Source organism: Phocaeicola dorei (assembly GCF_013009555.1).
In the GTDB taxonomy this organism is placed as follows: domain Bacteria; phylum Bacteroidota; class Bacteroidia; order Bacteroidales; family Bacteroidaceae; genus Phocaeicola; species Phocaeicola dorei.
Genome location: NZ_CP046176.1, coordinates 376,914 through 391,402 on the forward strand (window position 1 = coordinate 376,914; position 14,489 = coordinate 391,402).

The 14,489-nt window shown below is 37.0% G+C and carries 17 protein-coding genes; 13 read left to right on the forward strand and 4 right to left on the reverse strand.

All coding sequences use genetic code 11. From position 1 onward, the window contains the following. Positions 1 to 21 precede the first annotated feature (21 nt). Complete coding sequence (locus tag GKD17_RS01500; RefSeq protein WP_005845446.1) at positions 22 to 537, forward strand: acyl-CoA carboxylase biotin carboxyl carrier protein subunit; 516 nt, start codon at positions 22 to 24, stop codon at positions 535 to 537. A 2-nt stretch (positions 538 to 539) separates the two neighbouring features. Then, positions 540 to 2,072: an acyl-CoA carboxylase subunit beta gene (locus GKD17_RS01505; protein WP_170272822.1), complete on the forward strand. Its 1,533-nt coding sequence runs from the start codon at positions 540 to 542 to the stop codon at positions 2,070 to 2,072. 132 nt (positions 2,073 to 2,204) lie between these two features. Here GKD17_RS01505 and GKD17_RS01510 read toward each other — a convergent pair whose 3' ends face one another. Beyond that, the gene (locus tag GKD17_RS01510) at positions 2,205 to 3,515 is read right to left on the reverse strand and encodes a S28 family serine protease (RefSeq protein WP_032936012.1); all 1,311 of its coding nucleotides are present in this window, start codon (positions 3,513 to 3,515) and stop codon (positions 2,205 to 2,207) included. 104 nt (positions 3,516 to 3,619) lie between these two features. On the opposite strand from GKD17_RS01510, the gene GKD17_RS01515 reads away from it, so the two are divergent. The 4 genes from GKD17_RS01515 to GKD17_RS01530 all read left to right on the forward strand — a co-directional run bounded on the left by GKD17_RS01515 (position 3,620) and on the right by GKD17_RS01530 (position 6,611). Continuing rightward, positions 3,620 to 4,243 carry a hypothetical protein gene (locus tag GKD17_RS01515; RefSeq protein WP_032936014.1) on the forward strand — a complete coding sequence of 208 codons (624 nt, stop codon included), beginning with the start codon at positions 3,620 to 3,622 and terminating at the stop codon, positions 4,241 to 4,243. Positions 4,244 to 4,251: 8 nt separating this feature from the next. Continuing rightward, complete coding sequence (locus GKD17_RS01520; protein ID WP_007834893.1) at positions 4,252 to 4,815, forward strand: cob(I)yrinic acid a,c-diamide adenosyltransferase; 564 nt, start codon at positions 4,252 to 4,254, stop codon at positions 4,813 to 4,815. A gap of 71 nt (positions 4,816 to 4,886) precedes the next feature. After that, positions 4,887 to 5,108 (forward strand): DUF2795 domain-containing protein, encoded by a 222-nt coding sequence (locus tag GKD17_RS01525; RefSeq protein ID WP_002558131.1) that lies wholly within the window; start codon positions 4,887 to 4,889, stop codon positions 5,106 to 5,108. Between the two features lie 162 nt (positions 5,109 to 5,270). Next, the gene (locus GKD17_RS01530) at positions 5,271 to 6,611 is read left to right on the forward strand and encodes a tyrosine-type recombinase/integrase (RefSeq protein WP_007834895.1); all 1,341 of its coding nucleotides are present in this window, start codon (positions 5,271 to 5,273) and stop codon (positions 6,609 to 6,611) included. Here the strand turns inward: GKD17_RS01530 and GKD17_RS01535 are convergent. The 3 genes from GKD17_RS01535 to GKD17_RS01545 form a co-directional block, all read right to left on the reverse strand. Continuing rightward, positions 6,608 to 6,898 (reverse strand): helix-turn-helix domain-containing protein, encoded by a 291-nt coding sequence (locus GKD17_RS01535; protein ID WP_007834899.1) that lies wholly within the window; start codon positions 6,896 to 6,898, stop codon positions 6,608 to 6,610. The two genes, GKD17_RS01530 and GKD17_RS01535, sit on opposite strands and share 4 nt — an antisense overlap. Positions 6,899 to 7,156: 258 nt before the next feature. Further along, entirely contained in the window at positions 7,157 to 8,227 is a 1,071-nt protein-coding gene (locus tag GKD17_RS01540) for a hypothetical protein (RefSeq protein WP_007834901.1), read from the reverse strand. Positions 8,228 to 8,776: 549 nt separating this feature from the next. Then, the gene (locus tag GKD17_RS01545) at positions 8,777 to 9,019 is read right to left on the reverse strand and encodes a hypothetical protein (protein ID WP_032936095.1); all 243 of its coding nucleotides are present in this window, start codon (positions 9,017 to 9,019) and stop codon (positions 8,777 to 8,779) included. Positions 9,020 to 9,162: 143 nt separating this feature from the next. On the opposite strand from GKD17_RS01545, the gene GKD17_RS01550 reads away from it, so the two are divergent. The 7 genes from GKD17_RS01550 to GKD17_RS01580 all read left to right on the forward strand — a co-directional run bounded on the left by GKD17_RS01550 (position 9,163) and on the right by GKD17_RS01580 (position 14,137). Then, complete coding sequence (locus GKD17_RS01550) at positions 9,163 to 9,468, forward strand: hypothetical protein (RefSeq protein ID WP_007834905.1); 306 nt, start codon at positions 9,163 to 9,165, stop codon at positions 9,466 to 9,468. A gap of 35 nt (positions 9,469 to 9,503) precedes the next feature. Next, positions 9,504 to 9,836, forward strand: coding sequence for an SH3 beta-barrel fold-containing protein (locus tag GKD17_RS01555; protein WP_007834907.1), 333 nt, complete (start codon positions 9,504 to 9,506; stop codon positions 9,834 to 9,836). 63 nt (positions 9,837 to 9,899) lie between these two features. Further along, on the forward strand, positions 9,900 to 10,568 hold the full coding sequence (locus tag GKD17_RS01560; protein WP_007834909.1) for a recombinase family protein: 669 nt from the start codon (positions 9,900 to 9,902) through the stop codon (positions 10,566 to 10,568). Positions 10,569 to 10,941: 373 nt separating this feature from the next. Beyond that, on the forward strand, positions 10,942 to 11,511 hold the full coding sequence (locus tag GKD17_RS01565) for a zinc ribbon domain-containing protein (protein WP_007834911.1): 570 nt from the start codon (positions 10,942 to 10,944) through the stop codon (positions 11,509 to 11,511). Positions 11,512 to 11,524: 13 nt separating this feature from the next. After that, a complete protein-coding gene (locus tag GKD17_RS01570; RefSeq protein ID WP_007834913.1) occupies positions 11,525 to 12,019 on the forward strand; it encodes a zinc ribbon domain-containing protein in 495 nt (164 codons plus the stop codon). 130 nt (positions 12,020 to 12,149) lie between these two features. After that, positions 12,150 to 13,241 carry a hypothetical protein gene (locus tag GKD17_RS01575; RefSeq protein ID WP_007834915.1) on the forward strand — a complete coding sequence of 364 codons (1,092 nt, stop codon included), beginning with the start codon at positions 12,150 to 12,152 and terminating at the stop codon, positions 13,239 to 13,241. 20 nt (positions 13,242 to 13,261) lie between these two features. Further along, complete coding sequence (locus GKD17_RS01580; RefSeq protein ID WP_007834917.1) at positions 13,262 to 14,137, forward strand: hypothetical protein; 876 nt, start codon at positions 13,262 to 13,264, stop codon at positions 14,135 to 14,137. Positions 14,138 to 14,489: the final 352 nt, after the last annotated feature.

A 14,489-nucleotide genomic window follows, 5' to 3' on the forward strand; every position in this document is an offset into this window, starting at 1 on the left:
TTCATTTAATTAAGCAAAAGTATGGAAATACATATTGGAGACCGCGTAGCCGATGTGACGTTGGTGAGCAAGGAAGGAAACAAGGTACAGTTTATGATTGACGGAAAACCGTATGATGTGGATATCGTTATGGCCGAGAACGGAAGCTGTTCTATCCTGCACGATGGCAATTCCTTCAATGCCGAACTGATCCGTGGGGAGGGTGGAAAGAGTTATGATGTGAATATGTTCTACCGTTCCTATCATGTGGACATAGTGGACACCCAGACCAAGTATCTGCGTATGAAAAAGGGCGGCGAGGAGAGACAGGATGACAAGATTGTAGCTCCCATGCCCGGAAAGGTTGTAAAAATTCCCGTCCGGAAAGGAGACCGTCTGTCATCCGGGGATATTGTGGTAGTGCTGGAGGCCATGAAGATGCAGAGCAACTACAAAGTGACCTCGGACTGCACGGTAAGGGATATCCTGGTCAATGAAGGGGATTCCGTCAATGCTAACCAGGTATTAATAGTATTGGATATAATAAAAGAAGATTGATCATGACAAGAGAAGAAATATACAGCCGGTTTAAAGAGCTGGACAAACGCGCGTCGCTGGGCGGCGGTGTGGACAAGATCGAGAAACAACACGCCCAAGGGAAGATGACCGCTCGCGAGCGTATCGGAATGTTGCTGGACAAAGGTACGTTCAATGAACTGGACAAGCTGGTGAACCACCGTTGTACCAACTTCGGCATGGAGAAGAAGCAGATTGCCGGAGATGGTATGGTCACCGGTTACGGAAAGATAGACGGCCGTCCGGTGTTTGTCTATGCATATGATTTTACCGCACATGGCGGCTCGCTGAGCGAGACCAATGCTGCCAAAATCGTGAAGGTGCAACAACTGGCTTTGAAGACGGGAGCTCCCGTTATCGCTTTGAACGATTCGGGAGGCGCACGCATCCAAGAAGGGGTGAACAGCCTTGCCGGATATGCCTCTATTTTCTATCAGAACACTATCGCCTCAGGTGTTATCCCGCAGATTTCCGCCATCTTGGGTCCTTGTGCCGGAGGAGCCTGCTACTCACCAGCACTAACCGATTTTATCTTTATGGTAAAAGAGAAGAGCCACATGTTCATCACCGGCCCGGATGTGGTGAAGACTGTGACTAACGAGGAGGTGGGCAAGGAAGAACTGGGCGGTGCCTATACCCACAGCAGCAAAAGCGGTGTGACCCATTTTATGTGCGACAATGAGGAGGAAACGCTGATGAGTATCCGCGAATTGCTGAGTTTCCTGCCTTCCAACAATATGGAGGATGCGCCGTTGGTTCCCTGCAACGATGACATCCATCGTCAGGTGGAGGCGTTGCAGACTGTCATTCCCGAAGATCCGAATATGCCTTATGATATAAAGGATATCATCGAACCGGTGCTGGATAACCAGTATTTCTTCGAGGTGATGCCTCACTTTGCTAAAAATGTGGTGGTGGGGTTCGGTCGCCTGGGAGGTCGTTCCGTAGGTATTGTTGCCAATCAGCCCGCCTGGCTGGCTGGCGTCCTTGACATTGACGCCAGTGACAAGGCTGCCCGTTTTATCCGTTTCTGCGACTGCTTTAACATTCCTCTGATCACTTTCGAGGATGTTCCCGGCTTCCTGCCCGGAACAATACAGGAACACAACGGCATCATCCGCCACGGTGCGAAGATAGTTTATGCATACGCCGAAGCTACAGTGCCCAAGGTAACTTTAATTACCCGTAAAGCTTACGGAGGTGCCTACATTGTCATGTCCAGCAAACCGACGGGAGCCGATGTGAACCTGGCTTATCCACAGGCGGAAATAGCCGTTATGGGAGCTGCGGGAGCTGTAAATATCCTCTATCGGAAATCCACTCCTGAAGAAAAACAAGAAATAATCAAAGATTACGAAGATAAATTCTCTAACCCTTATTGTGCGGCAGAACGCGGCTTGATTGATGAAGTGATTATGCCCCGTGACACCCGCTATAAACTCATTCAGGCTTTGGAAATGTGTCACAACAAAAACCAAAGCAATCCGCCTAAAAAGCACGGCAATATGCCTTTATGATAAAAATCAAGATTCTGCCACAGATTATTCAGATTGACACCAGCCCAATATTAAACAGTTGGTTCTCAATGGAAATAACCGGTGAAAATCTGCGTAGCCTGTGGCGGAAAAGCTTTTTACCTCGTCTCTTTGCTATTCTTTATTCAGCCATGCATTGATCTGTGTCTTGATTTCTTCTTGTGTGTCGGTGTCAAAGCTGCCGATACGGGTGGTATGGCTGCCGCCGGGTAACACATAAACTTTTATGTTTTTCTTGTTCTTCAGCCAAGTAACGCCCGAAGCTGTCCAAGGATCATTGCCGCCATAAATATAGATCATTTCGGGATCATTCTCTTTCAGGAATTTTACTACCTTATTATATAGTGTCTTGTCAAATTTGAGATTTGACAGTTCGGGCGGTAACATTACCTTATGAAGATAGTTACGGCTACTCTTTATCGTCAGATACTTTTTGAAAGGTTTGATGTCATATCCGTAATACCCCAGTTCTTTGGCTGCTTGCACATTGAAAGAAGGGTAGGGAGATTGTTCGGAGAAATAATCCGGCTCACAAATAGCCATGAAATGCTTGAATAGAGTGTGATCATCGGCATCTGTTTCCGGAATTTTATTTACAGGAGTTCCCCATTGCCATAGGGCAAATGAGTATTCCAATACATTGAAGTCGTATACTTCGGCTATAGGAATGCGGAAGGTATATCCTTTATCTGAGCAATATTTTTCGAACATCGGCAACAGCTGGTTTTTGCGTTTAAGTACTTCCAGTTGAAAGTTTTCAACTCGTTTCCGGTTTTCGGGAGTCGAAACTTTATTGGCAATGAACGGTTCGTGACGGCCGTCCTCCAATGATTTGTTGAGGGGGGCTACGTAAGGTACGGAGATATCCACATCATCGGGAAAGTAAGTGCGATAGAACATCGTAGTCTGTCCGCCTTTGCTGATTCCAGTAGCTATCCATTTCTGATCGTATAGTTGTTTCAAAGTCGTGGTTACATGATGCAAATCATACAGTGAATTTTCAACCGTGAGATAATCCCAGTTGCAGGGCTTCGGCATGGACTCACCAAAGTAACGGTATTCCACGAATACCAGATTGGCGTTGAATAATTTGGATAACTCTTCTTGATAACGCGGATGGGTGGCATAATGGGCGGCATAGCCTTCGGTAACCAGTACAGTGGGGCGGTCAAAACCTACATGCGAGAGAATAACCCTTTGCTTAAAATTCCCTGCTTCGGGGTGATGCGGATCCAATAGTTGATTAATGAAGAATACATATTTCTCCGGATAGGCATCACTTTGCATTGGTTTAATGTCACTGATGTCCGGAAGATTTTGAAGTCTTTTCTGTAATTCAGTGGGAGGAGCTGCGGCCTGGGTCATTTGTAAAGGCAACAAGACGGCCAGTATTGCCCATAACATAAAAGAGTGTGTGTGTTTCATTGTTTATAAATGGTTTAATAACTAATTGGCAACAAAAATAGCATTTTATTTCGATATTGTCGGGTAATCTTTTATCTTTGTGTTACTTAATAAAGCCGAGAAATATGTTTTTTCTTCATCGTATATGGAATTGGTGCAGTCGCTTCCGTCACCGTTGTGGTTACGGAGTACACTCTCCGTCTGATTTTTTTCTGATTACTTCTGTCGTTTATGAAAAATATCACTATTATGCTTATCGGGTATTGAAGGAAAGAGGATTTCCTGCTTATTTGCCACATTATCGAAGAAAAGTGAACCGTTTACTATTCCGGTTGGTTAATTATTTCAGACCAAAGTCATTGATTGAAGTGGGAATTGGTAATGGGGCATCCATAGGATATATGCGGGCTGCGTGTCATACCATGAATTCCGTCACCTTGAAAGGCAGGGATTGGACAAAGACTTCTCGACAACTGGAGGAGAAACTGTCGGAGGTGCATACATTAGATTGTCTGCATATAGGGCATACTCCTTTTTATAAAGAAGTTTTTGAACTGGTACTTCCTTATGCCGGACCTCGTAGTTGTTTTATTGTCGGAGGAATTCATGAATCGAGGGAAAAACGGAAATGGTGGGAGCAAATTGTAACCAGTGAGTCGACGGGTATCACTTTTGATTTGTATGACATAGGATTGGTCTTTTTTGATAAAGCAAGATATAAACAGCATTATATTGTAAATTTTTTATAACCAGAACCATGAAGAAAAGCATGATATACACCAAAACAGGTGATAAGGGAACCACATCATTGGTAGGTGGTACTCGGGTGCCGAAAACACATATACGGCTTGAAGCCTATGGCACAGTGGATGAGTTGAACTCGTATTTGGGATTGTTGCAAACGTATTTGACGGATGAGGAGGATAAGCAAATCATTTTTCGTGTACAAAATAAATTATTCTCTGTCGGTTCGTATCTGGCAACGGATCAGACACAAATCGATTTGCGTATGGAAAGTCGTATAGAGGATGAAGACATCCGGATGTTGGAGCAGGCAATTGACGTAATTGACAATGAGCTTCCTCCTTTGAATGCTTTTATTCTGCCGGGAGGTGACCGTGGAGCAGCCGTTGGACATATTTGCCGGACGGTGTGTCGCCGTGCCGAGCGACGTATTCTTGCATTGGCTGAAGAATGTGACATAGATGCCCGTGTAACAGCATTTGTCAACCGTTTATCTGATTATTTATTCATTTTGACCCGAAAGTTAAATCATTTAACTAAAACAGATGAAATTTTTTGGGATAAAAGTTGCAAATGAAATAATTTATTATACTTTTGCGGCTAATTAGAGAACAAAAGAAAAGTATTTACTTAAAAAATAAGAAAACTATGTACTGGACATTAGAATTGGCCTCGAAGTTAGAGGATGCTCCCTGGCCTGCTACAAAGGATGAGTTGATTGACTATGCAATGCGTTCGGGCGCTCCGTTGGAAGTAATCGAAAACTTGCAGGAGATGGAAGATGAAGGCGAAATCTATGAAAGTATAGAAGATATTTGGCCGGATTATCCGAGCAAAGAGGATTTCTTTTTCAACGAAGAGGAGTATTAATGCAGAAATCGGTAAAAGGACTTGAAAATCAAGCTGAAAATCAATAAAATGGGCGATTCAAAAATCGTCCATTTTTCGTTTTAAGGCGTTTTAATGCCAAATATGTTTCCCAAAAATTACATTATTTTTGCTCCATATTCCTAAATTTAAAATAGTAAGTATATGGGACGAGTTAAGTCATTAAGTAATTCAGGCAGCTTTGTATTGCGAAAAGACAATCAAAATGCTAAAGGTGAGTATCAGGTTTATATTCAATATTCATTGGATAGGAAAATAGCCAAAGATAAAACAGATGTATGGGTAAAGGAAAAGGAGTGGAACGATAAGGCGCAGAAGGTTCGTTCCGTCCATCCTCAAAGTGTCCGATTGAATAAGATACTTGATAAGAAGAAAAATGATATTGATGCTCTGATATTGGATTTTCCTTCTGAGAAACGTTTAACAATTGATGTGTTGCGCTCAATGGTTAGAGGTGAATATAATGTGAATGAGGAGAAAAACCAGGATTTTGTGCAGTTGGCTGTTGATAATTTGGAGGCATTATATAAAACAGAAAAGATAGGTATAAGTGTTCGTGATAATGGTTTAAATGGTTTGAAACTGTTTCGTACTTTTCTTTTGGAAGAGTTAGGCGAGGATAGTATTAGTGTTGCTGATATGACGGAAGATATAGTAGATTCTTATATTATATGGCGAAAAAATAAACGTAATAATATAAATGCCACTATCAATAAGACATTAACCCCGTTGATGAAGGCTGCAAAACTTGCGGCTAGAAAAGGGTTGATGGAAGCTTCTGTTGCTGATGCAATTTCAGAAAAGTATTTGCCGATTAAAACGAAATTATCGGATGAAGATGCGGAAGATGAAGATGTCCGCTACTTGACTAAAGAACAGTTGAGTAAGTTTGTTGCGTTGTATAATGTAGTGAAATATCCACGCACAAGGGAATATATGGATATGTTCTTATTTGCCTTTCATGCTTGCGGTTTACGCTTCTCCGATATACTCACCCTTCAATGGATGCACGTTGATTTGGAAAAGCATAAGTTGAAGAAAAAATTATATAAAGGAAAAGTGCCACATGAAATTGCTTTGAATGATGCGGCATTAAAAATCTTGGAGCAATGGAAAATGAAAAATAGAAGTAACCGTTTTGTCTTTGCTTTGCTGCCTGATGATTTTAATTTGGCTGATGAAGAAGAGCTTAATCGAATGCGGATTAATAAAAACACTCCTATAAAGGTGTCGTTAAAAGCATTAGGGCATAAAATCGGTGGTTTGTCATTCAACTTGACGATGCACGTTGCAAGACATACATTTGCAGTGTTCGCTTTGAATAATGGGGTTGATGTGCATAAGGTTAGTTGTTTGTTGGCTCATAGTAGTGTGATGGTAACAGAAAAAGTGTATGCGAAATTCTTACCCGAAACATTACAAAAAGAGGTGGAAACAAAGCTGAACTTTGATTTCACCCCTGATTATAATACTGCTGTTGATTAATTGTAAGCATAGGCTTCATAATGATTGTGGGATAAAAATTGGAGTATATCTTTTCGGGTATACCAAAATTTATCCCCTTCTTTATGGAATCCTAATTTTCTCTCGTCTCGGTACTTTCGTATTAACTTGTCTTGTACCCCAAGTAATTCTCTGATTTCACTATTTGTGTAAATTTCTTTTTCTGTAAATTTTGATTTTTCAGATAGCTCTTTTACTTGTCTGCTTAGAACTTCTATATTTAAAAATAATTTGTTCATTGTTTCATTATCAATTAATTCGTAACTCATGGTTTTAATATATTATTCTCCACTCAGGTCTTAGAGTTATAGACAAGGTGGTTATTATTATGTAATGATATGGGAATACCGTTACATTGCAAATATACGACTTGGAATAGTCATTTACCACTTTTTAGAGACACAACCCCTATTTTTTAATATATTTAACGTAGTCCTACTGCCGTAACCCCTCACTCAGGGTGGAGGAAGCCCTCCCTATGGGGGATATTTTGCATGTGGTTTGCTTTGTGGAGTCCCAAATTTTTGCTATATTTTTTGTGATTTCACCCAATTATAGAGACTACTTTTGCCGATTTTGATTCCCTGATTTTTTAGCGATTCCAAATTCTCTTTAACCGATAAATTCGTATCGTATAATTGTTTGAGTTGTAAGTCCAATAACATTTTAGTGGCTATGTTTCGGGCTGCTTGTTTGTTTACTCCGTATTTTTCGCAATACTTGGGATTGACAACAAACTGCCTTTCTTCTTTTTTCGGCTTAATACTTCGTTTAGTGTCATTCCAAGCGTCTTTGGCAATTTGGTACAGAATCTTATTGGTTATAACTTTGTCTTGGTTATCCACGTAGTATCTACGTTCACATACAAGACAATACAACAGATGTTCCATTGTAATTTCAGGTAACATAATCTTGCGAAGCAGACAACCGTCATATAGTAACTTCCTTCTGTGTCCTGATTTTAATTTAACTGCATGGCTTTTATAGACAATTGTCCCGTCACCTTTGGTTAGTGGTTCTTTGTACCAATATCGGGCAATCTTTACATAATTGTCGGGCAGTAATATATAAGGTGTATCTGAATCTGTTTCAGGTAATGGGGTGGCTTCAATAAATGGGTATATTTCGGCATACTTACGTATGAAAATTTCTTCATTCCTTTTGTAGCTCATACCCCAAAAGTCCTTCATAAATTCAGTATTGCCAATCGGACTTTTCAAGTCAGTTTGTATGTTGTTCTTCCTCTCTTTTTTTAATATACTATCTGAGTTGGAAAGATAATTTTCATCAAATCCAAAATCCGTAAAACAAAATATATTATCATTATAATAATATACAACATTATCATTGCCATTACCTGCGAATTGCTGCGAAGCATTCAAACATGTTTTGTCCTTTAAATCAAAACCTTCAATCTCTTTTTGGATATTATAAACAATAGTATTAGCTATGCCCCTATAATATTCATTGCTTCTTATTGGTTCGTTAAAAACATAAATCAGTCTAAATCTATTATTTATATTATCAATATTACTATAAGTAGTATAAATGATGGTCGGCTTATGTTCATCTTTTAATGATAAATAGAAGTCGTTCATAGATAGAAACGTATCGTCAATATCCAATATTACGCAATCAGCAAAGTCAAAATTGGCAATCGTTTTTTCTCGTAGTCCAAATGTTTTACTTGTTGTTTTAAAGTTTTGACAAATGCAATACCCTTCGCAAATAAGGTTTATAAGTTTCTCTATCGTTATTGTGTGGCGTTGGTAAGTTAGTATTTTTCAATTATCAGGTTTGTTCTCAAATTTCTGCACACTAACGCCAAGTGTGATTTTCTTTTTGTTGTTTTTAAACATTTTATTATGTGCGTAATAGCTTTTTATCTATACGCTGACTTGAAAGGATTCCTATTCAAGTTTTTTCAATGCAAATATACAACTTAGAACATATTACTACCACTTTTTTAGTTATAATTGACAAAAAAGTCTTTTTGAGTTAAAGAAAAATACGCAAGTACGGTATATAGAATATGTTTTCTTTTTTAGATTATGTAATTCATCTTATATGTCTTATAATTAATAACTTATTGCTTATTTATGTGGACTTAATAGTGTGGATTTATAGGTGTGATAACAGTTAGCTATCTATTTTTTACCCCTATTCCCTGATTTTGACAAAAGTATTCCTTTCCTAATGATACATTTGCTGTTTTGGTATGGATTTTTATAAGAAAGTCCATAATTTCTTAACGAGCCGTAAGTTATTCCAAGTTCTTCGGGTGAAAAGTATTCAAATATATTGGCTATACTGCCAAAATAGTGATGAGTGTCATTCTCTTTTATGTAAAGATGAATAACTGTTCGTTCTTTTTTCTCTTTTTCAGTCATAATTACAATAGTTTTATTGCAAAAATAGGAATTATATGGCATAAAATGAATAAATGTCATATTTTTAACTATTTCTAGCGCAAATAAATTGCATGTATTAAGTATATGTCATATATTTGCATTGTAATTAAAACAAAGACGATATGAAACGGTATAATAAACAACAAGTGATGAAAGACGCTCACAGACTTTATAACAATGATTTTCAGCGTAGAGGACGTTCTTGGTCGGAGTGCCTAAAGGCGGCTTGGAGTTGGGAACGGGATGCTGTTCGCACACGTGAAGAAAAAGCCGTAAAACTCGATGCGATGATTGCAGCAAGTTGGGCAACGCATAATGCACGTAAAAATGAGAGTGTTCATAAAAATGAGTTTGAGGGCTTATCTGCTGATGCGGTTTCCTGGGCAATGGGATATAATCGTGGCAATGGTTTCTACTGTGGTGACTAATTAAATAGAATATTAACTAATAAAACAATAAAGATATGCAAGCAATTATTTTAAGTTCCAATACTGCAATTAGAGCAGAAGTTATTACTCTTCGTACTAATGCACGTAAAATTGATGGGATTTCCAAAGCTGTTTTAGTTGAACAACTGAAAGAAAAATTGAAAAGTGGAAAAATTGTCAAATTCGCCTATTTGAAAAGTAATGGTGAAGTTCGTATTGCATTTGGCACAACCAATCACGATTTCGTAAAGGATAAGGTTTATGGGTGGGGCGCAAGTCGTGAAAATTATGCTACTACTGCTTATTTCGACTTAGAAAAATGTGGTTGGCGTTCGTTTCGTTGGGAGAACTTAATTGCTGTATTCTAATAGTCACTTACAGTTGTTGAATGGTCGTTTAGCAACTGTAAGTAATTAGCTAAAGATAGAAGTATGGGTAACTATGTGGCATATTTGAGACAATCTACCACCAAGCAGGAAAGAAGTGGTTTAGGCATCGAAGCACAAAGGGATATTATTAGTTCTTTTGTAAAAGAAGGTGTAATATTGGCTGAATACGTAGAAACTGAAAGTGGTAGAAAGTCAGACCGTCCCAAGTTGCATGAAGCATTGGCTCTGTGCCGAAAAACAAATTCTATCCTTATTGTGGCGAAACTTGACCGATTAAGTCGTAATGTAGCTTTCACTTCAAAGTTATTGGAAAGTGACGTTGAAATTATATTCTGTGACTTTCCGCAAGCAAATAGGCTGATATTACATATTATTTCATCTATTGCAGAGTACGAAGCCAATCTGATAAGCCAACGTACCCGACAATCATTGAAAGCCAAGAAGGAACGGGGTGTAAAACTTGGCAAATCGGAAAATTTAATGGACAAGCATAATGAAGCAATTGCCCATAGTAATCAGACCAATCGAATAAAAGCACAAAATAATGCTAATAATATGCGTGCGGTTGCATTGTTGCGGTCAATGATAAAAGAAGGACTGACAATTTCGCAAATGACAAAGCAATTAAATGAACAAGGTTTTGTTTCTTCAAAAGGTTGTAAATTTCAGATTGTTCAAGTTCAAAGACTAATTCAAAGATATGTGGCATAATGATTTAATATAACTCTAAAGCATTACCTTTGCAAAATAAACAGCTCACAGAACGTTGCTAAGTTCGCTTTTTATATTTATATTTGCATTGTCATTGCGATGCTATGGCAGACATAATAATTTGTAGGAAGCGTTTTAGCTTTATTCCATACTAAGAAATCTCGACAATTGATTAGTATAATTGGGATAATTAAAAGCGTTCTCCTTTGGTTGTCGTATATGTACTCCACATATATAAGCCAAAGGCGTTGAGCTGTTTTTTATCCATTATACGGGCAGTCGAGAGCCTCTTAGTAGGGTAAACTAATCAGGCTCAACGCTTTCTTTTTTGTAAATTTCCCTTTGAGCTTGTGGGGGATATTCTAAATTCCGTATGGCACTTATTAAATGTAGTGAATGTGGTAATATGATTTCTGACAAATCAGAAAATTGTATCTATTGTGGCTCACCTATATCAATTTCATTAAAAACATTAATACCTTGCCCCGAATGTGGGACATTAATAGAAGAAACGGCTGAAAAATGCACAAAATGTGGTTTTCCCTTTATTCCTAAAAAGCAGTTGGAATGTCCTGAATGTGGTAAGGAAATAAATGAAGGAGTAGAAGAATGTCCTGAATGCGGTTTTCCTTTTATTTCTTCCAAAGAACCAATTAGATGTCCTGAATGTGGTAAGGAAATAAGTGAACAGTCTAAAAATTGCCCTGAATGTGGCTATCCATTAGAAACAAATGAAAACCAAGAATCACTCTTAATTAATTGTAAAGCGTGTGGTAAAGCAATATCAAAAGAGGCTGAGATTTGTCCGCATTGCGGTCAAAAATCAGATGAAAAAATAGAAGAAGAATATAGTAATAATCGTATTGATGTTGTAGTTGGCTTTCTTCAATTTGCAGCAGGATTAGTTGCACTATACTTTATGTTTAAAAGTTGTTCAAATTAATAATAAAAATATCATGAGTTTAATTAAATGCCCGAATTGTAAAGCAACAGTGTCGGATAAGGCAACTGTTTGTCCTAAATGTGGTAAAACCACACAGTACTCAACAAAGAGTGCCAAAATAGCAATATGGATATTCGTAATATTCTTTGGTCTTAGTGGTGTTTGCATTGTTTATGATAAATTTTTTAAATTTTCTACTGTTAGTTTGACTACTAAAAATGCACAATATCACAGCTTTATATGTAAAGCCGATGCAGAGGGAGACCATAAAATAACACTATATGATAATACATTTTATTATGAAGTAAAGATGCACTATGCAGATGAATGGCTCCGAGTAGCCAAAGGTACTTATGAAGTAAAAGAATTTATTTCTAATAAAAAGAAAAAAATAGGTGTATTTGTTAGAGTGGAACAAAAACCTGACCTTTCATTTTTAGTTATTGATTTGTCTGAAATGAATTTATATTGGGCAGAGCAATATATCGGGAAAGTTGAAATTGAATGATGATTAATTGATTATGGCATTAGTTAATTGTAAACAATGTGGACATTCTGTTTCGGATAAATCACGAAAATGTCCAAAATGTGGTTGCCTTAACCCCTCAACGACTATTGAAGTCTTCAAATCACCATCAATGATGGATGAAGATAAATACATGAAGAACGAGGATTTTCGACAAGTTTCTGATGTAACAAATGTATTTTCATTTGTTAAAAAGAAATGGGTAATAGTTCTTGTCCCTATTGTACTGATTTCACTAATTATGTTCGTTTTGCTCAGGAGTGTAGGAAATAATGTAGATAAACATTTGGAAGAAAATAGGCAAGATTTACATACAAGTGAACAAGTAATTAATGATGAACAGAACAGTTCTTTTAAATATGAAATTCTCCAAAAGAATACAGAGGAGTTACCGCGAGAATTAACGGAAACAGACATTAAAGAGGCATTTCTACGGCATTGGCAGCACTATAAAGGAGATAGGGAACTTGTTTCAATAGAAGGATGTAGTGAAGGATATAAGGTTTTCATGGGTGACTTGGATGGTGATGGTATAAATGACGCGGTGGTGAATGCTTATGTCACTCCAAGTTCGGAAGAGGTAGCCAATGACAAGACGGAAAATAAATCATATATTTTTTGTTTCCTGAATGATGGCGAGCATTGCAAACTTGTTGCTGCTACAAAATTATATGCAATGTTCTTTGTCGATAACATAGAAAATGAGGAAATACACGCCCATCGTATCGAATATATGAAAAGGGTGAATGATGGGCAAAAAACAGCTATAAAAGATAGTCATATTTTCAGATTTGATGGTGATAAGTTAGTCGATTTAGGTGGAACTAAAAGGCTTGTTGATGAACAAGAAAATCCTCAAATAGAGCGAAAAAGCGAAAATATAGGATTGTCGGAAGGATATTTTTATCGCTATGAGGGTGACATGAAAGGCTTTCCCATAAAGGTGGATTTTGGTGTTTTGTCAAATGGGGTGATAAATGGTGAATACCAAAATGTGAAATATGGTACAGTATTAGAGTTAACGGGACGACTGACATCTGATAAATCATTACAGTTAGTTGGCGAGAATCAAAATGAGAAAATTGTATTTGAACTTTCTTTTTCTTCTCCCGAACATTTAGAAGGATATGGAAAAATGGGTGACAATTCATTAGAGGTCAAACTAAAACAGATTTCAAGTGAAGTGATAAACGATAGTCATTAATAAACATTTAAAATAGGAATATGAAAAATATTTTAATCACGCTTTTTCTACTAAATATCAATATCAGTGTGTTTGCTCAAAGAACTAATGCCCACGGACAATATATGGTAAAAACAGCTACGTGGAAATCGTATGGTGGACAGAGTTCATTTAAAATGGATTTAGGATATTATCTAAATGGAAATCTAAAAGAAGTTACAAAAAATTACGAACTTAACGGTAAGAAATACAGAGACACATATTCTATCTCCTATAATTCCAAAGGAGAAAGAATACTGAAATTCGTTCGATATGTGAATGGAAAACAAAATTTTAGTGCAAAAGCCTTGTATAATTTCAATGAAAATAATCTGATTTCTAATATCAATTGGTATGCACCATCTAAAAATAGATTAGTGCAAACATTTCAAATGTCCTACAATGAAAATAGGGAGCTTGTAAAGTTAATAAAAACGACAAGTGAAAATATGGATGAAGATTGGAGTAGCACGACAATTACAACAATCAATTGGGATAACAACAATATAGTTTCAGATAAAACGATTGATGTGGGTGAAGAATATGGTGGTGAAGCAAACTTTGTCTATTATCCTGAATCAGAGGTAAGAAATAATACAAATCTGAATTTCAACTTTCTTATATTTTATAGTTATGGCAGGGATTACATGTCAGATATTGTATTTGGAACTGAATGGTGTGGAAAGAATACCAATCTTATATTGAAAGGAGATAAAGATGAATTGGATAGGTATAAACATCTTCAACCTGAATTTCGTGGACATTACGAATACGAGAAGAATGGGGATTTAATCACAAAACTTAGATATATAGCTCCAAGAGTAGGAAAAGAACATAACTATGTTTATGGAACACTGACTTTGGAATATGTGCATTAATTATCAATGCTCTAATATGAATTTTATAAATGGATAAATACTTATAAATAATATATGACCGAGAAATGTAATTTACCTTCTGCAAGTCATATATAAAAGTGTGATTTTAAATAAAATATGCGTAATATAAAGAGAAATGAGATATTTATAAATAAGATGATTCTTTAAGTAGAGGTATGGTGATACCTCATTTTGTTCCTTTTAGGAGTAACCTTGTTTTAGGGTTACTCCTTTTTTGTTATGCTCCTTTTTTTGAGTTAAAGAATCTTATAGCAAAATAAATGTAATATCAAAATTAATTGGTGGTATATTGTATTATTTTAACTTTTTATATTTGGGGTATATACATAAT